General features: G+C 52.8%; 17 protein-coding genes and 1 riboswitch. Of the genes, 6 read left to right on the forward strand and 11 right to left on the reverse strand.

What is annotated here, in order from left to right; translation table 11 throughout:
* The first annotated feature begins 265 nt into the window (after positions 1-265).
* From chvE to mmsB, 3 genes are read left to right on the forward strand one after another with little or no spacing between them, the layout of a single operon-like run.
* The gene (gene chvE, locus ACE5LO_RS23235; protein WP_375522345.1) at positions 266-1,348 is read left to right on the forward strand and encodes a multiple monosaccharide ABC transporter substrate-binding protein; all 1,083 of its coding nucleotides are present in this window, start codon (positions 266-268) and stop codon (positions 1,346-1,348) included.
* 60 nt (positions 1,349-1,408) lie between these two features.
* A complete protein-coding gene (gene mmsA / locus ACE5LO_RS23240) occupies positions 1,409-2,941 on the forward strand; it encodes a multiple monosaccharide ABC transporter ATP-binding protein (protein WP_375522346.1) in 1,533 nt (510 codons plus the stop codon).
* 2 nt (positions 2,942-2,943) lie between these two features.
* Positions 2,944-4,107: a multiple monosaccharide ABC transporter permease gene (gene mmsB, locus ACE5LO_RS23245; protein ID WP_375522347.1), complete on the forward strand. Its 1,164-nt coding sequence runs from the start codon at positions 2,944-2,946 to the stop codon at positions 4,105-4,107.
* A gap of 163 nt (positions 4,108-4,270) precedes the next feature.
* Here the strand turns inward: mmsB and ACE5LO_RS23250 are convergent, their stop codons facing one another.
* Positions 4,271-6,082: an ABC transporter ATP-binding protein gene (locus ACE5LO_RS23250; protein WP_375522348.1), complete on the reverse strand. Its 1,812-nt coding sequence runs from the start codon at positions 6,080-6,082 to the stop codon at positions 4,271-4,273.
* Positions 6,048-7,817 carry an ABC transporter ATP-binding protein gene (locus ACE5LO_RS23255; RefSeq protein ID WP_375522349.1) on the reverse strand — a complete coding sequence of 590 codons (1,770 nt, stop codon included), beginning with the start codon at positions 7,815-7,817 and terminating at the stop codon, positions 6,048-6,050. The genes ACE5LO_RS23250 and ACE5LO_RS23255 overlap by 35 nt, the downstream gene beginning before the upstream one ends.
* 217 nt (positions 7,818-8,034) lie before the next feature.
* On the opposite strand from ACE5LO_RS23255, the gene ACE5LO_RS23260 reads away from it, so the two are divergent.
* Positions 8,035-8,853, forward strand: coding sequence for an EcsC family protein (locus tag ACE5LO_RS23260; RefSeq protein ID WP_375522350.1), 819 nt, complete (start codon positions 8,035-8,037; stop codon positions 8,851-8,853).
* Between the two features lie 28 nt (positions 8,854-8,881).
* Here ACE5LO_RS23260 and ACE5LO_RS23265 read toward each other — a convergent pair whose 3' ends face one another.
* The 7 genes from ACE5LO_RS23265 to ACE5LO_RS23295 all read right to left on the reverse strand — a co-directional run bounded on the left by ACE5LO_RS23265 (position 8,882) and on the right by ACE5LO_RS23295 (position 14,197).
* Positions 8,882-10,150, reverse strand: a complete 1,269-nt coding sequence (locus ACE5LO_RS23265; RefSeq protein ID WP_375522351.1) for an MFS transporter — start codon at positions 10,148-10,150, stop codon at positions 8,882-8,884.
* A gap of 153 nt (positions 10,151-10,303) precedes the next feature.
* A complete protein-coding gene (gene queF, locus ACE5LO_RS23270) occupies positions 10,304-10,801 on the reverse strand; it encodes a preQ(1) synthase (protein WP_375522352.1) in 498 nt (165 codons plus the stop codon).
* Between the two features lie 34 nt (positions 10,802-10,835).
* Positions 10,836-11,588, reverse strand: coding sequence for a 7-carboxy-7-deazaguanine synthase QueE (gene queE / locus ACE5LO_RS23275; protein WP_375522353.1), 753 nt, complete (start codon positions 11,586-11,588; stop codon positions 10,836-10,838).
* The gene (gene queD, locus ACE5LO_RS23280; protein WP_375522354.1) at positions 11,581-12,072 is read right to left on the reverse strand and encodes a 6-carboxytetrahydropterin synthase QueD; all 492 of its coding nucleotides are present in this window, start codon (positions 12,070-12,072) and stop codon (positions 11,581-11,583) included. The genes queE and queD overlap by 8 nt, the downstream gene beginning before the upstream one ends.
* Positions 12,065-12,748 carry a 7-cyano-7-deazaguanine synthase QueC gene (gene queC / locus ACE5LO_RS23285; protein WP_375522355.1) on the reverse strand — a complete coding sequence of 228 codons (684 nt, stop codon included), beginning with the start codon at positions 12,746-12,748 and terminating at the stop codon, positions 12,065-12,067. Before queC ends, queD begins: the two co-directional genes overlap by 8 nt.
* Positions 12,749-12,880: 132 nt before the next feature.
* Positions 12,881-12,919: riboswitch (PreQ1 riboswitch) on the reverse strand.
* 91 nt (positions 12,920-13,010) lie between these two features.
* Positions 13,011-13,715 (reverse strand): AIM24 family protein, encoded by a 705-nt coding sequence (locus ACE5LO_RS23290; RefSeq protein ID WP_375522356.1) that lies wholly within the window; start codon positions 13,713-13,715, stop codon positions 13,011-13,013.
* Positions 13,716-13,768: 53 nt separating this feature from the next.
* A complete protein-coding gene (locus ACE5LO_RS23295) occupies positions 13,769-14,197 on the reverse strand; it encodes a hypothetical protein (RefSeq protein ID WP_375522357.1) in 429 nt (142 codons plus the stop codon).
* 366 nt (positions 14,198-14,563) lie between these two features.
* On the opposite strand from ACE5LO_RS23295, the gene ACE5LO_RS23300 reads away from it, so the two are divergent.
* Both ACE5LO_RS23300 and ACE5LO_RS23305 read left to right on the forward strand, forming a co-directional pair.
* On the forward strand, positions 14,564-15,244 hold the full coding sequence (locus ACE5LO_RS23300) for a hypothetical protein (protein WP_375522358.1): 681 nt from the start codon (positions 14,564-14,566) through the stop codon (positions 15,242-15,244).
* A 165-nt stretch (positions 15,245-15,409) separates the two neighbouring features.
* Positions 15,410-16,420 (forward strand): helix-turn-helix transcriptional regulator, encoded by a 1,011-nt coding sequence (locus ACE5LO_RS23305; protein ID WP_375522359.1) that lies wholly within the window; start codon positions 15,410-15,412, stop codon positions 16,418-16,420.
* A 26-nt stretch (positions 16,421-16,446) separates the two neighbouring features.
* Here the strand turns inward: ACE5LO_RS23305 and ACE5LO_RS23310 are convergent, their stop codons facing one another.
* Together ACE5LO_RS23310 and ACE5LO_RS23315 are read right to left on the reverse strand one after the other, a co-directional pair.
* The gene (locus tag ACE5LO_RS23310; protein ID WP_375522360.1) at positions 16,447-17,118 is read right to left on the reverse strand and encodes a 3'-5' exonuclease; all 672 of its coding nucleotides are present in this window, start codon (positions 17,116-17,118) and stop codon (positions 16,447-16,449) included.
* A 165-nt stretch (positions 17,119-17,283) separates the two neighbouring features.
* Positions 17,284-19,140, reverse strand: a complete 1,857-nt coding sequence (locus ACE5LO_RS23315) for a 5'-nucleotidase C-terminal domain-containing protein (RefSeq protein ID WP_375522361.1) — start codon at positions 19,138-19,140, stop codon at positions 17,284-17,286.
* Positions 19,141-19,190 lie beyond the last annotated feature (50 nt).

Genomic DNA, 19,190 nt, shown 5'->3' on the forward strand with positions numbered 1-19,190 from the left:
CCGCCGTATACCGAACGGTACGTACGGTGGTGTGGAAGGTCGGCTATCCAACTAATGGATAGCCTCCTATCCGATTTTGACTGGAATGAACCTGTTGAGACGCAAGAAAAGTTAAAATTTTATAAAAAAGGTTGCTTTGCTGCAAAGACCGTGCGGAAAGGCGGTGTTAAGATTAAACAGAGAAAATTATGAAAGCGTTATCTTTTTTTATTGGAATGGAGTGCATTTTGCCATTCAGGTCAGTATCAAGAAAGGAGAGTTCCGCATGAAAAAAGGGGCTGTTGTGCTGCTCGTTCTCCTGCTGGCTGTCGTATGCACCGCTTGCAATCTGGCGGAAAGCAGTGCGGGAGATAAAGAAAAAGGTTACATCGGCATCGCGATGCCGACCAAATCCTCCGAGCGCTGGGTAGCGGACGGTGAAAATATGGTGCGTCTGTTCCAGGAGCAGGGCTACAAAACCGATCTGCAGTATGCCGAGGATGTAATTGAGAACCAGATTGCCCAGATCGAGAACATGATCACCAAGGGTGTGGATGTCATCGTGATTGCCTCCATTGACGGCAATACGCTGACGGATGTGATCAAGAAGGCCCATGATCAGGGGATTGCGGTCATTTCGTATGACCGGCTGATTCGCAATACCGAATACTTGACCTACTATGCGACCTTCGACAATTTCAAGGTAGGTCAGCTCCAGGGCTCCTATATCGAGGAAAAGCTTGGGCTGAAGGAAGGCAAGGGGCCCTTTAATATTGAATTGTTCGGCGGTTCGCCGGATGACAATAACGCCTACTTTTTCTTTGACGGCGCCATGTCTGTGCTGCAGCCCTACATCGATTCTGGCAAGCTGGTCGTAAGAAGCAAGCAGATGACGATGGCACAGATTGCGACGCTGCGCTGGGACGGGGCACTGGCTCAGTCGCGTATGGATAATTTGCTGAGCGCTTACTATTCGTCGGAGAACATTGACGCGGTGCTGTCCCCTTATGACGGCATCAGCATCGGGATCATTTCTTCCCTGAAGGGCATCGGCTATGGTACGGAGAGCAAGCCTCTGCCAGTCATCACCGGGCAGGATGCGGAGCTGGCCTCCATCAAATCGATTGTAGCGGGTGAGCAGACGATGACGGTATTCAAGGATACGCGCAAGCTGGCTGAGCAGACAGTCAAGATGGCCAACAGCATTCTGAAAGGGGAAAAAGCGGAGGTAAACGATACGACTTCTTATGATAATGGCATCATGGTTGTCCCCGCTTATCTGCTTGAACCGGTATCCGTGGACAGGACGAATGTGGAAAAAGACATTGTGGGGACCGGATATTATACTGCTGAGGAAATCGGACTTTAACGGCCGGCAGAACGGCAAACGGTGCAGCACAATTGGTTTCATGAAGGGAGCGATGACGGAATGTCCGGAACGATTCTGGAAATGCGAAACATTACGAAGACCTTTCCCGGCGTGAAGGCGCTGGAGAATGTCAATCTGAAGGTCAAAGCGGGGGAAATTCATTCCCTTTGCGGAGAGAACGGGGCAGGCAAGTCCACGCTGATGAAGGTGCTGAGCGGCGTGTATCCCCACGGAACGTATGAAGGCGATATTCTGTTCGAGGGCAAGGTATGCGAATTTAAAAATATCAAGGACAGCGAAGAGCTTGGCATCGTCATCATCCATCAGGAGCTGGCATTGATCCCGGACCTGTCCATTGCGGAAAATATTTTTCTCGGCAATGAACGTGCCAGCCGCGGCATTATTAACTGGCATGAGACACAGGTCCGCACAAGGGAGCTGCTGGCCAAGGTCGGACTGAACGAGAATCCGAATACGCTGGTGACCAATATCGGGGTTGGCAAGCAGCAACTGGTGGAAATTGCGAAAGCGCTGTCCAAAAGGGTGAAGCTCCTCATTTTGGATGAGCCGACAGCCGCCCTGAATGAAGACGACAGTGAAAATCTGTTGAATCTGATGCTTGAATTCAAGAAGCAGGGCATCGCCTGCATTCTGATCTCGCACAAGCTGAACGAAGTGGCCAAGGTGTCCGATTCCATCACGATTCTGCGTGACGGCAAAACGATCGAGACGATGGACATGAAGCAGGACGAGGTGACCGAAGACCGCATCATCAGCGGCATGGTGGGCCGTGACCTGACGCATCGTTATCCTGAACGCGATCCGAAGATTGGGGATGTGATCCTGGAGATCAAGGATTGGACGGTATACCACGAGCATCATGCGGACCGCAAGGTGCTGAACCGGGTGAACATGAACATCCGTAAAGGTGAAATCGTCGGCATTGCAGGATTAATGGGGGCTGGTCGCACAGAGCTGGCCATGAGCATTTTCGGCAAATCCTACGGCAGGAACATCAGCGGCACCCTCCTGAAAGAGGGCAGGGAGATCCGCAATAATACGATTAACGAGGCCATTGCCAACGGTTTTGCCTATGTGACGGAGGACCGCAAGGAGTACGGGCTCATTCTGATGGATGATATCAAGCGTAATATCTCGCTGACCGGCCTTGCCAAGCTGACAAACGGTATGGTCGTGAACGAACGTGAAGAAGTGCTGGTAGCGGAGGATATGCGTAAACGAATGAACATTAAGGCGCCGAGCATTTTGCAGAAAACGGGCAATCTCAGCGGTGGCAACCAGCAGAAGGTCGTGCTGGGCAAATGGATTTTCGCCGATCCGGATATTCTGATCCTGGATGAACCGACACGGGGCATTGACGTCGGGGCCAAATTTGAAATTTATACGATCATTCACAAGCTGGCGGCCGAGGGCAAAGGAGTGCTGGTCATTTCCTCCGAGCTTCCCGAGGTGCTGGGCTTGTCTGACCGGATTTATGTCATGAACGCCGGACAAATTACCGGTGAAGTCAGCCGGGAAGAGGCATCGCAGGAAGTATTGATGAGATATATGACCAAGTCGGGAGGGGTATAAGCATGGAAACCATATCGAAAATGTTCAAAGGCAATGTCCGCCAGTACGGCATGATTATCGCGCTTGTCGTCATTATGCTCCTGTTTGAAATCCTTACTGGCGGATTGCTGCTGCAGCCGATCAATATTACGAATCTGATTTTGCAAAACAGCTATATTCTCGTACTGGCCATCGGCATGGTGCTTGTCATCATTACGGGACACATCGATCTGTCGGTCGGGTCCATCGCCGCGTTTGTAGGCGCAATTTCGGCCATCATGATGGTGGATATGCAGCTTCCGCCATGGCTCGCTGTCATCGCATCCCTGATCATCGGGGGGCTGATCGGGGCATGGCAGGGCTTCTGGGTTGCCTATGTGCGGATTCCCGCCTTTATCGTCACACTGGCCGGGATGCTGTTGTTCCGCGGTTTGACGATGATCGTGCTGGAAGGGCAGTCAATCTCCCCTTTCCCGGGCGGGTTCCAGAAGATCAGCTCAGGCTTTATTCCGGGCTTCGGCGGGTCGGGAATGAATATGGTAGCCATTCTGGTTGGGATCGTGCTGACCGTCTGGTACATCATCAACGAGCTGCGCGACCGCAAGGCACAGAGCAAGTACGGATTTGAACTGTCCCCGCAGGGGCTGTTCATTCTGAAGCTGGTGGTTGTGGCTGCGATCATTAACGCATTTACGATTGTACTTGCCAGCTATTCCGGGATTCCCAACATTCTTGTGCTGCTCTTTATCCTGATCGTGGTGTACTCCTTCGTGATGAACCGGACGATTATGGGACGCCATATCTATGCGCTGGGTGGCAGCGAAAAAGCAGCAGGCTTATCCGGTGTCAAAACGAAAAAAGTTACCTTCTGGGTGTTTGTGAACATGGGCGTGCTATCCGCCGTCTCGGGCCTGATCTTCGCTGCCCGTTTGAATGCGGCGACACCGCGGGCGGGCACCAACTTCGAGCTTGACGCCATTGCGGCCTGCTTCATCGGCGGCGCTTCGGCTTCAGGCGGGATCGGTACCGTGTTCGGCGCCATCATCGGTGGCCTCGTTATGGGCGTACTGAACAACGGGATGTCGCTGATTGGTCTCGGCATCGACTGGCAGCAGGGCATTAAAGGGCTCGTACTGCTGCTGGCTGTGGCATTTGATATATACAACAAGAATAAAAGGGCTGTATAACCTTTCCGCTTGCTTCATAAAACTTAAGCCCTGTCAGACACAGTAACTGGTGTAGATAAAAAAACGGCAAGCCTGATCTCCTTTGGGAGGAGCGGGCTTGCCGTTTGTTGTATATCCGCAGCTGCAGCCGGGAGCGGATGCCGTGAACCGTGAAAAAGCCGTGTTAACCTGGATTGCCCGCTTCCTTGGCGTGACGGTACAGGTCCGCATAATACCCGTCCAGGGCCATCAGCGTTCCATGTGGGCCCTGCTCGACGATCTGCCCGTCCTTCATGGCGATGATGTTGTCTGCATGCATGACCGTGGACAGGCGGTGGGCGATGACTATGGTGGTGCGTCCTGTGGAAACGGTATGCAAAGCCTGCTGCACGAGCTGCTCGGTATGTGAATCCAGATTGGCAGTTGCTTCATCCAGAATAAGAATTTTCGGTTCAAAGACGACGATCCGGGCAAAAGAGATCAGCTGCCTTTCCCCGGCGGACAGTCCGCTTCCGCGTTCGGACAGCAGGGTATCATACCCCTCCGGGAGGCGCGCGATCATCGGATGAGCTCCGACGAAGCGGCAGGCTTCCATGACCTGCTCGCGGGAAATGTCCTGCCGGAACAGCCGCACATTGTCGATGATGGAGCCGGAGAACAGGAACGGTTCCTGCTGAATCAGGCCGACCATCCGGTGCAGAAGCTCCTGCGGGAACCTGCGGATATCGTTGCCATCAATCCGGATACTGCCCTCCGATCTATCGTAGAAGCGGTTGAGCAGGCTGATCAAGGTGCTTTTGCCGGCTCCTGTCGCGCCTACGACACCAATCATTTGGCCTGGTGCAATGTGGAGATTGAGATTGGTGATGACCGGCACATCCGGGTTATAACCAAAGCTGACATTTTCAAAATCGATCTGTCCCTGCACATCCTCTGGCTGCAGAGAGGCAGTCTGCTCCGGACGGGGATCGCGGACATCCGGCTCTGTTGATAAGATCCGCCAAATCCGTTCCATGGACACTGTTGTGGATTGCAGGGTATTCCACTGAGATGTAATCTGGTTGATCGGTTGAAAGAACTGCCGGATATAACTGATGAATGCATACAGCACCCCGAACTGGATGGCACCGTCCAGCACGGCTTTGCCGCCAAGCCAGACGATGAGCGCCAGCGCGGCATTACCGAGAATGTCGAATGTTCTGTTAAACAGCACGTTCGACCGGGCTTGCTTAATGTTGGCGGCAAGATAATCCCGGTTCTGCTCGTCAAAACGGCGGATTTGCTCCTTCTCCTGCCGGAAGGACTGAATCAGGAACATGCCCGCCAGATTCTCGGCCGTGAAGGCGATCAGGCGGGACAAGCGGCTACGAGCCTGCTGGTAGGTCCTCCGCAGGTAGGAGCGGAAGGAAACGGCGATGATGGCGACAACCGGCAGGATAAGCACTGCATACCAGGCCAGCAGCGGGTCCAGTCTGAACATGAGATAGATAATAAGCACCAGCATCATGCCGTCACGGATGAGACTGAGCAGCACCTGGGTGAAGAACTGGCTGATCGTCTCCGTGTCACTAGAGACGTTGGTTACGAGACTGCCGGTGTGAAACCGGTCGAAGAAAGACATGGACAAGCGGGAAATATGGTCGAACAGATCCTTGCGGATACGGGCAACCACACTTTGTCCAGCATATTGCAGCAGATTGTTCTGCACATAAGTGAAAGCGAAGCTGATGGCTGCCAGCGCGAAATATACAAGGCTGATGCCGACAAGAAAGCCGGTATCATTCCGCCCGATCGCCAGATGGTCATCAATAACAATTTTTACGAGATACGGCTGCAGGAGGTCGGCGGAAATTCCGAGCAGCGAGCACAGCGCGATGGCCGTGAAGGTCCAGGCATGTGGGCGGGCGTATCCTGAAATGGCGCGAAACGCACTCGCTCTGCCCTTCGCCGGTTTCCCGGGTTCATGACCTGTTGACACGGTACTGGTCTGTTGCATCCTGTAATCCCTCCTCCTGCAGTTTGTGCATGGCTGCGTAAATTCCCTGTCGCGCAAGCAGCTCGGCATGTGTTCCGGACTCCGCCAATCGCCCTTCCTCAAGCACGATAATATGGTCCGCATGCATGACCGCGCTGATGCGGTGCGAGACGATCAGCGTCGTCTTTCCTTTGCGCATTTTGCGCAGGCTGGCGAGGATGCCCTTCTCTGTCATGGCATCCACGGCGCTCATGCTGTCATCAAGAATAAGCAGCGATGAATTTTTGATCAGGCCGCGTGCAAGGCTCGTGCGCTGTCGCTGTCCGCCGGACAGGGTGACACCGCGTTCGCCAAGCCGGGTATCGAACCGGTCGGGGAAGCGGATGATATTGTCATAAATCATCGCCTGCCTGGCCCCGTCCTCAATGTGGCGCATGGATGCGGAGCGGTCGCTGAATGCGATGTTGTCGCGAATGGTGGTGCTGAACAGGAAGCCGTCCTGCGGCACATAGGCAATGGTGGAGCGAAGGCTGTCAAGCGAGTATTCATGAATGTCCCTGCCATTGATCCATACGCTTCCCTCAGGAGGGTCATAAATGCGCAGCAGCAAATGGATAAGGGTGCTCTTCCCGCTGCCGGTCCTGCCCACAATGCCAAGGGTCTGCCCTTCGCGGATCAGCAGGTTCAGATCCTTAAGGGACGGCTGGTTGCTTCCTGAATAGCTGAAGGTCAGACCGCGCAGCGCAATATGTTGAACGGAGGCAAGAGTCACCGCTTGATCGCGGTCGCGGACGTCGGGCATCTCAGCCATCAGCTTATTTACTCTTTCCAGAGAGGCGCCTGAGCGCTGCATCATGTTAATGACATTGCCAATCTGCTGCAGCGGGCCTGCGATGATGCGCAAATACAGGGTAAGGGCCACAAAGCTGCCGAGTGTAACGCTGCCGTGCATGACCATAATACCACCGGTAAGCAGCGAAATGACAAGCGAGATGGAGCCGAGAAACGGAAGCAGTGCCTGAAACAGGGAGGACATCCGCACAAGCTTCAGCTGCTTCTCTGTAATGTCGTCCACCTTTACCCCAAAACGCTCACGTGTGATGTCTTCGACGGCGAACGTTTTGGAGACCCGGATGCCGCCAAGCTGCTCCTCGGCTGCTTCCGTCATGGCCGCAATCGTCTCCTGCACACGCCTGGATCGGTCACGAATGCGCGGGCCGAAGTAGACGACGAGAAAAGGGATCAGCACCAGCGGCCCCGCGCTAATACAGATGAGCAGGGGAGGTATTCCGCTCGCCAGCATCATCACGACACAGGAGAGAAGCAAAAAAACGGCGTTTGTCGTCTGGGTAATCCCGTTAGAAATGGCTTCCCGCACATAGGTCACGTCGTTCATGACATAGCTGAGCAGCTTGCCGTTGCCCTGCTTGGCATAATACTGTACACCAAGCTCGGAAAATTTGCCGAACAGCTTGTCACGTGTGAAAAATTCAAAACGTCTGCCCAATTTCATAATGGTGTACTGCCCGAGCGCAAACAGGACATTGTAGGATACGGCAACGGCAAGCAGCAGCAGACTGTAGCGGATCACATCCTGCATGGTGAGCAGTTCCTGCTGGAGACGGTCGGTAAACCGACCAAGCAGCAGCGGAAGCAGGGCCTGATCGATATTGGAGGCGATGATGAGCAGAACAGCGACCATGTATACCGCCCAATGCTTTCTGACATAATCCTTTAATAGTTCCTTATCGTTCAAAGGACTCGCTCCTTTCGGACGGATAAACCGTCAGGCAAGAAAAGGGCAGGCGCTCCTCCTGACGCGCCGTGCCCTTTCAAGCGAATATTTTCCGTTCTATATATCATTACATATTCTTGCGAAAAAGAACGGAGTTGTCAACGTCGGACTGTTTCCTTTTCCATGTTATGTGCGTAATAACTAGAATAGATTACATCTCTGAAAGAGGGGCAAGATTATGGAGCAGCAAACCGGGGTACCGGAAAGCCGGGAGTTTCTGCAGGACGAAATCAGGAAAATAGAGCGGTGGGAGAAGGAACAGAAGGATGTGTTCTTTTGGGAGAAAATCGGGCGTATTCCGTTTATGCTGCTGGATAAAATCACCCCCAAGGCGATCAAGGACAAAATCGGCGCCGCCTTGAATGAGCTCGGCAGCTTTGTGCAGACTGGCGGCCAGTACCTCGTCAGCGAGAATGCGGTCCTTAAACGGATGCAGAAGGCCGCCAAGGAGGAAGAGCCGCTGACGCTGGAGCGGGTCGCCAGGCTTCCGATAGCTGTGATGGACCAGACTGCCGATGATCTGGCCTCCGGGCGGGTCACCTTTGCTACGGCGCAGGGAGCGACAACAGGCATCGGAGGGATTTTCACATTAGCCGCAGATATTCCGCTTGTGCTCGGATTGTCGCTGAGGGTGCTGCAGGAGTCGGCTATTTGTTACGGGTTCGATCCGAAGGACAAGCGCGAGCGTGTGTTCATCATCAAATGCCTCCAGTTTGCTTCCTCCGATATTGTTGGCAAGAAGGCGGTGCTGGAGGAACTGGCCCGCTACGATGAGCCACGGGACGGCGAAGATCAGGTCGCAGCGCAAATTCAGGGCTGGCGTGAGGTCGTAACTACCTATATGGATAACTTCGGCTGGAAAAAGCTGTTTCAGCTCGTACCCGTGGCGGGTATGCTGTTCGGCTCACTTATTAACCGCAGCGCTATCGGTGATGTGGCCGAGGCAGGGAAAATGCTGTACAAAAAGCGCCGCATTCTGCAGAGGCTTGCGGAGTAGGAATGGTTCGTTCCCGGAGCGTCTGCTCTTATACTTCAGCTCCGTTTTCCTCAGCCCAGCGGTTCAACTGCTTGTCGGAAGGCAACAGGAAGCTTAATACACCGAGCAGGGGAAGGAAGCCGCACAGCATCATGACATTCTCAATGCCCGCCCTGTCGATCCAGTTTCCGAGCACGAGTGCGCCGACACCGCCAAGGCCGAAGGCGAGCCCCGTGATCAGACCGGAAATGGTGCCAATTTTGCCCGGAACGAGCATCTGGGCATAGACCACCGTTACCGAGAAGCTGGACAGCATGATGAAACCAATCAGCGCGAGCAATACACCGGTCCAGAACAGATTGGCATACGGCAGCAGCAGCGCCAGCGGCGCGGCGAGTGCCATTGACAGGAAGATCATGTTGCGCTTGCCGAAGCGGTCTGCCAGCGGACCGCCGAAGAAGGTGCCGAGCGCACCTGCGCCAAGAAACAGGAAAATGTAAACCATAGCTGTTTCCAGCGGCAGATGGAACACCTGGATCAGATAAAATGAATAATAGCTGCCGATCGAAGCGTTATACCATGAACGCACGAACACGATCACAATAAGAACGATCATGGCGAACAGAATGCGGTTCTTCACGTCCGGTCTAAGCTTCTGCGCCTGCGCTTTCTGCTTGCGCTGGTACAGATCGGTCTGCAGCATCCGTCCATACCAGCGGGCGATGAATAGCTGTACGAGAATGCCCGCACCGGCAACCACGGTGAACCAGATGGCTCCGAACTGGCCCAAAGGCACAAATACAAGGCTCGTCAGCAGCGGGGCAAGCGACTGTCCGGCATTGCCCCCAACCTGAAAGATGGACTGGGCGAGTCCCCGACGCGATCCGGCAGCCATATGGGAGACACGTGAGCCTTCCGGGTGAAAGGCGGCGGAGCCGAGTCCGACGAAGACAACCGAGAGCAGCACGGCCGCATAATCCTGCGCAAAGGCAAGCAGCAGCATGCCCGTCAGGGTAAAGCCCATGCCGATCGGCAGCAGGGAAGGGGTAGGCCGCTTGTCAGAGAACCAGCCGACCACAGGCTGCATGATGGAAGCCGTAAAATTAATGGCAAAGGAAATCCAGCCGAGCTGGGTGTAGGTGAGCTTCATCGAATCCATCAAAATCGGGAAAATCGCCGGGATCACCGACTGAATGGTATCGTTGAACAGATGCACAAGGCTGATGGCCAGCAAAATGGCGAATACCGTGGCCTTTGGTTTCTGGCCGGGAATGGGCAGCGGGCTGCCGGCGCTTTTGACAGCAGATTTCATTGACATGAGTACCTCCGGTTGTAACAGCAGCTTAGCAGCGCTGATATGTATATTTTTAAAGATAATGCAGTGATGTCATCCTGGCAACCCTATTTACACAATTTGGAATAAAATTATGCCGCAAAATAAAAAAGAGGCGGATGCCCGCCTCTCGTACGTTTACCGGTTATCGACCTTTTCCGGATACAGATCATGGTTGAACAGCCGCTGCTGTGCCATTTCCTCGAACTTGGTGCCTGGACGCCCGTAATTGCAGTACGGATCGATGGAAATACCGCCACGCGGCGTGAATTTGCCCCATACCTCAATATAGCGGGGATCCATCAGCTTGATCAGGTCATTCATAATGATGTTGACACAGTCCTCGTGAAAATCGCCGTGATTGCGGAAGCTGAACAGGTACAGCTTCAACGATTTGCTTTCCACCATTTTAATATCCGGGATATAGCTGATATAGATGGTTGCAAAATCCGGCTGCCCGGTGATCGGGCACAGGCTTGTAAATTCAGGGCAGTTGAATTTTACGAAATAATCGCGGTAAGGATGCTTGTTATCGAAGCTTTCCAGAATGTCCGGATCGTACTCGAATTTGTAATTGGTCCCCTGGTTGCCAAGGAGCGTAATATCCTTCATTTCCTCTGTTTCTCTGCCAGCCATGATTTATCTCCTTTAATATAAATGTTCTATGCCGTTAAACGCCTCTTTTATTGCCCCAGACCAAGGTGTGTAGCTGTGGAAGCACGCGTACGTCATTCAACCGGTCATCCTCCATGACCCGGTTAATCAACCATTCATAGCGGGCCAGCAGCGAGGCCGCCTGCCCCTCTGTATCGAGGGAATGCACATCCGGATTGCCTGTCTGCAGATACAGCTCCTGATCCGGGTAACGCTGATGAACGGAGCGGGCGTATTCCAGGTCGGTTTCGTCAAAAATAACAACCTTCAGGCTGACGGCATAACCTTGCGGCCGCCCGGAAAGCCGGTGGACCATTTCGTCCAGCGCATTCCAGTCGGTGTTCATGCCGGAGCTGGGTGGCTTCGGGGAAATGGTGACTTCATCGATATCCATCAGCCAATCCTGCCAGCGTGAGCCCTGTGTCTCGACAGCGGTAGTCACGCCCTGGCCGCGCAGCAGCTCTGCCAATGCGGAGATCTGCGGCAGCAGGGCCGGATTGCCGCCGGAAATGGTCACATGCGAGAAACGGCCGCCGCCAATGTCTTGCAGCTCCTGCCAGATGCCTTCCGCTTCCAGGCGGCGAATCTGGTCCTTGGCGCTGCCGTCCCAGGTGAAGGCGGAATCGCACCAGGAGCAGCGGTAATCGCAGCCGGCGGTACGGACGAACATCGTTTTACGGCCGATGACCATCCCTTCACCCTGGACTGTAGGGCCGAATATTTCCAGCACAGGGATGGCTGCAGGACTTTTTGACACACTGCTACTCATCCAGCATCCACTCCCGTCTCGCTTCCGCATAGCTGGTCGGTGTTTCATACAGCCGCACGAATTCGGTGCGCCCACCCTGCACGCTCCCCCTGTATTCTGATGAAGACAGAGCGGCGTCCATCTGATCAAACAGCCACACGACCATATTTTCCGCCGTCGTATTCATCGGAGGCAGCGTTTCGTTCAGATACTGGTGGTCAAGATAAATTTCGATCCGTTCCTTCCATATGCTTTTAAGGTCTGCAAAATCAAGCACCAGCCCCGTAGCGCCGGGATATCCGCTCACCCCGAATACAACCTTGTAGGTGTGTCCGTGCAGGTTTTTGCATTTGCCTTCATAGCCGTGCAAATGGTGGGCGGCATCAAATGTGAATTCTTTGCTGACCATCACCCGTTTGCCGTGATAGCGAAGCTGCTCCGCCTGGATGTCCTCTCCAAACTTCTGCAGCTTGTCAACAATGCGGAAGGTGCCGGGCTCACGCATGAGCAGAGCCCCCCTTGCCGGCAGTGTCCCGTTCGGCCAGGTACTGCTCCAGACCGGCTCTGCGCAGCTTGCAGGCCGGACATTCGCCGCAGCCGTCCCCCTGAATGCCGTTATAACAGGTGAGCGTGCGGGATCTGACAAAATCAAAGGCCCCCAGCTCATCGGCCATGCGCCATGTTTCCGCCTTGTTCAGCCACATTAGCGGGGTGTGAATGACAAACTGGTAGTCCATTGACAAATTCAGCGTCACATTCAGCGATTTGATGAATACATCCCGGCAGTCGGGATAACCGCTGAAATCGGTCTCGCAGACACCTGTGATCAAGTGGCGGGCCCCTTTCTGCTTGGCCAGAATGGCGGCAAAGCTGAGGAATAACAGGTTGCGCCCATCCACAAAGGTGCTTGGCAGCTCTCCCTCTTTCTGGGTAATCCCGATATCGCTCCGCGTAAGGGCATTCGGGGCCAGCTGATTTAGCAGGCTCATGTCGAGCACGGTTTGGGGGATCCCCAAATCGCGAGCTATATCGGCAGCCACCTCGATTTCCAGCTTGTGGCGCTGGCCGTAGTCAAATGTCACGGCCTCTACCTCGGCAAATTGCTCTTTTGCCCAGAACAGGCAGGTCGTGCTGTCCTGGCCACCGCTGAAAACGACAACAGCTTTTTCATTTTTAAGCATAAAAAAACCCTCCATCTTCTTAAAATTGTACAGAGCCGCCGGCTCTGCCTCGGGGAAGAAAGAGAGTTCTTGAACTGACATCCAACAAAAAACAGGCCTTGCCGGAAATGAGGCACCATCCGGGAAAGCAAGCTTAGTTTTTTATAGAGGGAGTTCGCGAACCTCTCCCATGCGGGCGCATGGATTCTCTTCAATTCTGGTCCTTTCGGATGCTGGTCCTAAAGGGCACAGGGGCTATTATAACATGAATGTGCTATTTGTTCTATTTAATGAAAACACCGCCGAACGGCAGCGCCTCCCGCAGAAAGCGTTTGATCACGCCTTCGTCGTCCAGATCCTGCGCCAGCCGCCGGTTGTATTCACCTGCCTGAAACAGCACCGTGCCTTTGCCGGTCATTTTAAAATGGTAGTTCATATGCTGACTGGCCAGATTGTTGCCATAAACGGTCAGCTCCAGGCTGGCGTTCTCCGGATAGGCGATGACGCTGCGGGCATCGATATACAGCGGCTCCGTCGGGTGCAGCACTTCCTGACAGACAATACCTTGGGTCAACAAGCCGATTTGCCCGCTTCCTGCAAATTTGATTTTAACAGCATCACGGGTGAACAGCATATTTTTCATGCTCAGCACCTTGGTCTTCATGTGTATCCCACTGGAGTAGCAAAAAAGATGCTTGAAATCATACAGCAAGTCGCTTCCGTCCTCCAGAGTGATCATTTTCAGGGAGAAGCCTGGGGGAAGGGCTGCAGTGAAACGGCACGGTCCTGTAAAGTCGCCCTGGATCAGCTTCCGTTTGCGGTAAATTCCTTTGATATTCATCAGCTTGTCGGAACGGCCGCTGCTTGGGCCCCGGTAAGCGATAATCTGCTGCGGATGCAGGACATGAACGAGCTCCCGGCCTTCCAGGGAAAAAGTCACCGCTGTACCTGAGGAGCTGTCCTGATGCTCACCGCCCGTTATGTTCATGACCTGCACATCCTTTCATGCTGCGTTTTTTTTCCTGATAACTGTTCATCACCTTAAAGCCGGTCAGACTTGCGTTTCATCATATATCTCATCAGCCTGATCAACACAAAATAACCAACCAGCAGGGCAAGTGAGGTCCAGAAGATGATTTTATTCCGGTGCAGGGCCGCTTCCCGCCGTTGTTGAAGCCGGGTCAGTTCAGTTACCGTTTCGGTCAGCTTGCGGTTTTGTTCCAGTAATTGTGTGTTCTGCTCCTGGTAGGACTTCAGGTTTTCCTGGGCCTGCTTTAATTGCTCCTGGGTCTGCTGGTAGCTTTCATGCAGCCGATTGACCTCATCGGGCAGATTGGAGTACCGCTCCCATCCCTCCACAATATCGTTCCAGCTCGCCTGTGCGCTGCCAGGGAAGGAGAACTGAATACCGGCGAGCAGGGACGCAGCAAGAACGTATGGAGCCAGCCTGCGCCTGACAGTGATTTTCATCCAGACTCCTCCTTAACCGTTCATTCCAGCATGGGTGATTTGAAGAAAAGTTTTATTTTATCGGTTCATGATTTAAGTGTACCTTAAATGGGGCATATGAAGAAAGTAGTTAGCAAGGGAGAGGAATACCTTCGTCTTCCTTCTCAATGATCCTGGTTCTAATAGTAAAATCAACCTGCTAATACAGGTTGATTTTTCGTTTTTATGCATTTATTTTCGTTAATGGTTATAACTTTTTACATAATTATCTACTTTTCGTACACAAAAAATGTATTTTTATCATGAAACATATGTTCCCTGACAATATAGTGTCGAGGTCTCCTGCTAACGTAAGAGATGATTTACCAGATTGGAGGGACTTGGAAAATGAATTCTACTATCAACGTCAATTACTCATGGGACAAAGAAGCAGTTTTTGCGAAGGGTGCCGATCAGGTACATTTGCTTGTAGAATGGGGCTGCGGAGCGGTTTACAAGAGAAAAGCGGCTGTCCAGCCAAAGCTGATCGGATTCGATCTGCAGCTGCGTATTATACCGGAGAGCGGGGTTAAGGTGATACATAAAAACGGTTCCAAAATCAATCCAAAGCAGGTTGCTTACGAGCAAGAAACAGTGCTTCACTGTGGTCATATGTTTAACGGCAAGCATAAGCATGCCATTTTTGTGTTTTCCTTCGACAAGCATAACAGCGGGAAGCAGGCTGTCGCGACCATGGAATGGAGCTGGTACAAGCCGCTGGCGGACAAGCGCACGGTGATCCGCACGGAACGCATCTATACCCAATTCACCTATCATCTGGGGCTGATTCAGCTTCCTGCCGATCCGAGAGTAGAGAAATTGTTGAAGATGGATGAATCATCCTCTGTATTAAAGAAGGCACTTCGCGCTTACGAAAAAGGAAAGAGAGATGAAGGAAACTGGAAATTGCGCAGTCATGCAGATATGCTGCTTTTGCTGGCGGCCCGAACTGGCGATCTGGACTACCTGCAGGAAGCCGAAATGTTTTTGGGCTTACAACGGCAATGGAATTACACTTATCAGATGTGATTCATCACTTTAGGCTTAATGTCTTGGTTTCAATGTAAAAATTTATTTAAAAAGGCAACGGGAATGCCGGTAACTTCGCAGAATTATGACTTATATTGTACTTTTAGGATAATTGTGTAGGTCTAATTCGCTACATAACGAGTGTGTGTGAAAGGAGGGCCTCTATTGACCGATCGACTAATTCGACTCATGCGGATTATCACTATAGTGCAGGCTAATCCGGGGATACTTGCCAGAGAACTTGCCGAACGATGTGAGACTTCCGAACGGACCATTTACCGGGATATGGAGGCGCTGAGCGCGATGCATATTCCGATTACGAATCTGGGACATGGTAAGGGCTACACCTTTATTAGCAATTTTGCCTTGTATCCTCCGAATTGGACAGATGAGGAGGCTGCGGCCTTTTCCATGCTATCCGGCGTTATGGACAAAATTAAACCGATGCTTCCTGCGGCTTTTGAACGGGCGTACGAGAAAGTCATGGCTTCGACCCATAAGAAAAAAATCGAGCAGGCCCATATTGCCCAGCAGGTATCCAACATCATCCAGCTCGGGAGACAGGCAGACTGGGAAGAGCAGCCATATTTTTTGATGCCCATTATCATGGCCAGCCTTTCTCAGCAAACGATAGAAGTAGAGTATCATCCTGTCTCGCATGACGAAGAAATCTCTACTTTGCGTATTGATCCTTATTGTCTTATTCCACAGGAACGGCGCTTTTACATGCTTGGCTATTGCCATTACCGGTCAGCCGTTCGAACGTTCCGCATCAGCCGCTTCCGGAATGTCCGTATTCTTCCCCGCACCTTTTCCAAAGATAAAACGGAAGTAGAGGCCTTTTTCAGGCATACGTGGGGAGTGGAGGGAGAAGGCAGCGCCACCACCCGGTTTGTTGTCCGCTTTTCTCCGGAATGGGCAGAGGCTGTCCGGGCTGAAGAACTGTTTGTAAAACCGGATATACAGCAAATGTCGGATGGCAGTCTGCTTTTCGAAGCTGTGGTGAATAATGAAAATGAATTTCTGAACTGGCTGAAAAAGTTTGGGCCTGGAGCTGAAATACTACACCCTGCCGCCCAGCGCAAGCGTTTTGCCGACATGCTCGCTGCCTGGGTCCGGATGTATGTTAAACCTGAACACGAGGAAGAGGTGGCAGCAAGCAAAGACCCCCGGTGATAAGAGCCGAGGGCAGGGGGAATGACTTATTTTTTGAACAGATCGGCCAGATTGCCAAACGGATTATAGGGTTCACTGTCATCCTCGTCGGTGCTTGAGTATACCAGCTTGGACCCTGAGCCTTCATTCTCGGTGGCGCTGTTCGTTTCCATGACAAGCCGGTCAACATAACGCATGAATACCTGTGCGGTGTTCAATGCATCATCCATGGCGCTGTGCTGGCGGCCGTCAAATTCGATCTGGCATAATTCCAGCACCTGACTCAGGCTGAGCTGGCGGTATTTGCCTTGCCCGCTCAAAATGCGGGAAATCTGCTTTTGAATATCGTTGGTATTCACGATCCAGGACAGATCAACATGATGAGTACGGCAGTGTGACACCAGCTTCATCCGGTCATCGGGCCCCCAGGCGCACAAGCTGTAGACACGATCGGTCCCAAGCCATTCACTGAACTGCTTGATCGCTTCAGGGAACAGGGGAGCGGCATCGATATCCTTTTGTGTAATACCGGTAAAACGAATGGTTTCCGCGGACAGCACGGGTCTGTTGGAGGGGCGGACGAAAGTATGAAAGGTGTCGGTGATCTCCAGCCCGTCCCCCTGCTGCTCTATTTTGACTGCGCCTATATCTATGATTTCGGAGGAGTAGCGGGGATCGCGGCTGACAGTAAACTCCAGATCGTATATGATGTAGACCATAAAAAGGGCTCCTTTTGCATGTTATTCTAATCCATCTTACATGTAAATGAAGCGTATGTCAGCATAAGCGGACAAAGCCAACCCAAAAAAAGAGAGTGGAGCCGATGTAACCCGGCGTGTTCCACTCTCTTAATGTTGTTTTTAAACATGAATGAATATTGGAAATCAGGCAGGGATTTTAATTTTTTGCCCCGGATAAATCCAATGTGCATTTTTGATTTTATTCAGCTTCTGCAGCTCCTGCCATGTTGTACCGTAGTTCTCGGCAATCGCGTACAGCGTATCGCCGGATTTTACCACATAAACCTGGCCGGCTGCCGTGTCCTGAGGCTTCGGTGTGCTTGGCTTGGGAACAGGAACGGGCACAGGTGCGGGCTCCTCCACTTCAGATACAGGAGTTGGTTCTGCAACAGGTGCTGGTGTTGGTTGCGGAACAGGAGCCGGTGCAGGCTCGGTCCCCGTATTGCTTCCTTCGTCAGCAGAAGTGACCCGTCCATCCGCCTGAACATGGACAGCGCCAAGCTCCTGCATGTGGCTGATCAACGCTTCATCCAGCGAACCGAACATGCCTGCCTGCGGGTATTTCGTAAACATAGTGTACTGGTCGCCGCCTGCCGCCGTAAAGTCATTGGTGGCCAGCGTGTACGTTGCTGCCGGATCGTATGGCTTGCCGTCGATCATCAGCGAAGTGACACGGCTGCCTGCAGCAGCAGACGTATCAATCTTGAACGTCATGCCGGATACCTGCGGAAATCCGCCGCTTGGTTCAGGATAGGCGGATACACCGTTCTCCAGCGCAGCTTTGATATCCGCGCCGGTGACTTCAAGGGTGACTACCTGATTTCCAAAAGGAAGCACAGAGATGACCTGGCCTTTGGTCACATCACCGGCAGGAATGGAGGTACGAATACCGCCGCCATTCGTCAAAGCCACGTCAGCGCCGCTGACATCCCGGATCGCATCGGCGACCAGATCGCCCAGGTTGGTTTCACCAGCACGCACGTTTTCACGTTCCCCGTTCAGGTTCACTGCGCTGTTGGCGACTTTCTCCTCCAGAATCGGCTTTTGCTCGGCCTGGATGGACTGCACCAGGGCGTTTACATCAGCGTCAGGCTGGATGTCTGCGGCTTCCTTGGAGTCTACCAGCGTTGCTTTTTTGCTGACCACATCGTTATTTTCATCAAGATACAGGTCGACCACGCCGAGGAATTTGGAATATTCGCCAGCGCTTGCAATCAGCGTGTCATTGCCGCCAACCAGCCCGTCCTGAAGCACAGTATGGCTGTGACCGTCGATGAACACGTCGATGCCGGGCACTTCCTGGGCAACTTTCAGGCTGGTATCCACACTGGACTTATCCTGCCCAATATGACCCACGGCAACGACCACGTCAACCTGATCCTTGATCTCGTTCACAATGGCCTGTGCTTCTGCGGCAGGGGCGGCAAAATCAATGCCTTCCACATTTTTAGGATTGGTTTTGTATGCCGTCTCTGGTGTAGTAAGGCCAATAATGCCGATTTTCACACCATCTACTTCTTTAATGACATAAGGCTTGAACAAACGGTTGCCGTCCGCTTGCTTCACATTGGCGCTGAGCAGCGGGAATTTCATCTCACCGGCCAGCTTCACGAGCTGCTGCCAGCCGTAGTTGAATTCATGGTTGCCTGGCGCCATGGCATCGTAGCCCATCTCGTTCATCACTTTCACGACACTTTCACCGTTGACGAGCGTAGCGAAGGTGGTGCCATGAACGGCGTCACCGGCATCAAGCAGCAGGGTGTCGGGATTCTCGCTGCGGTACTTGTCAATGATGCCGGCCAGCTTGGCGTAACCCATTTCTTCCTTGTTCTCGACGGCATGGGAATGCACGTCATTGGTATGTAAAATCGTGATGTGTTTGCCGCCTTCAGGGGCAGCGGCCTCATCTGTTGCCGGAGCCGCAGAGACGGCGGCTCCGAAGCTGCCGAACAGTACGGTGGCGCTCAGCAGTACGGAAGCAAATCTTTTCCTTTGGTTCATTGAATACATCACCCTTCCACAACATATAAATGCAAATCTATCATAGAGGT

It is taken from the genome of Paenibacillus medicaginis, assembly GCF_042138635.1.
GTDB lineage: Bacteria > Bacillota > Bacilli > Paenibacillales > Paenibacillaceae > Paenibacillus > Paenibacillus medicaginis.

What these genes read in the sequence shown, in the direction of transcription:
- chvE (WP_375522345.1), top strand. Translation starts at nt 266, where the DNA reads ATGAAAAAAGGGGCTGTTGTGCTGCTCGTTCTCCTGCTGGCTGTCGTA.
- mmsA (WP_375522346.1), top strand. Translation starts at nt 1,409, where the DNA reads ATGTCCGGAACGATTCTGGAAATGCGAAACATTACGAAGACCTTTCCC.
- mmsB (WP_375522347.1), top strand. Translation starts at nt 2,944, where the DNA reads ATGGAAACCATATCGAAAATGTTCAAAGGCAATGTCCGCCAGTACGGC.
- ACE5LO_RS23250 (WP_375522348.1), bottom strand. Translation starts at nt 6,082, where the DNA reads ATGCAACAGACCAGTACCGTGTCAACAGGTCATGAACCCGGGAAACCG.
- ACE5LO_RS23260 (WP_375522350.1), top strand. Translation starts at nt 8,035, where the DNA reads ATGGAGCAGCAAACCGGGGTACCGGAAAGCCGGGAGTTTCTGCAGGAC.
- ACE5LO_RS23265 (WP_375522351.1), bottom strand. Translation starts at nt 10,150, where the DNA reads ATGTCAATGAAATCTGCTGTCAAAAGCGCCGGCAGCCCGCTGCCCATT.
- queF (WP_375522352.1), bottom strand. Translation starts at nt 10,801, where the DNA reads ATGGCTGGCAGAGAAACAGAGGAAATGAAGGATATTACGCTCCTTGGC.
- queE (WP_375522353.1), bottom strand. Translation starts at nt 11,588, where the DNA reads ATGAGTAGCAGTGTGTCAAAAAGTCCTGCAGCCATCCCTGTGCTGGAA.
- queD (WP_375522354.1), bottom strand. Translation starts at nt 12,072, where the DNA reads ATGCGTGAGCCCGGCACCTTCCGCATTGTTGACAAGCTGCAGAAGTTT.
- queC (WP_375522355.1), bottom strand. Translation starts at nt 12,748, where the DNA reads ATGCTTAAAAATGAAAAAGCTGTTGTCGTTTTCAGCGGTGGCCAGGAC.
- ACE5LO_RS23290 (WP_375522356.1), bottom strand. Translation starts at nt 13,715, where the DNA reads ATGAACATAACGGGCGGTGAGCATCAGGACAGCTCCTCAGGTACAGCG.
- ACE5LO_RS23295 (WP_375522357.1), bottom strand. Translation starts at nt 14,197, where the DNA reads ATGAAAATCACTGTCAGGCGCAGGCTGGCTCCATACGTTCTTGCTGCG.
- ACE5LO_RS23300 (WP_375522358.1), top strand. Translation starts at nt 14,564, where the DNA reads ATGAATTCTACTATCAACGTCAATTACTCATGGGACAAAGAAGCAGTT.
- ACE5LO_RS23310 (WP_375522360.1), bottom strand. Translation starts at nt 17,118, where the DNA reads ATGGTCTACATCATATACGATCTGGAGTTTACTGTCAGCCGCGATCCC.
- ACE5LO_RS23315 (WP_375522361.1), bottom strand. Translation starts at nt 19,140, where the DNA reads ATGAACCAAAGGAAAAGATTTGCTTCCGTACTGCTGAGCGCCACCGTA.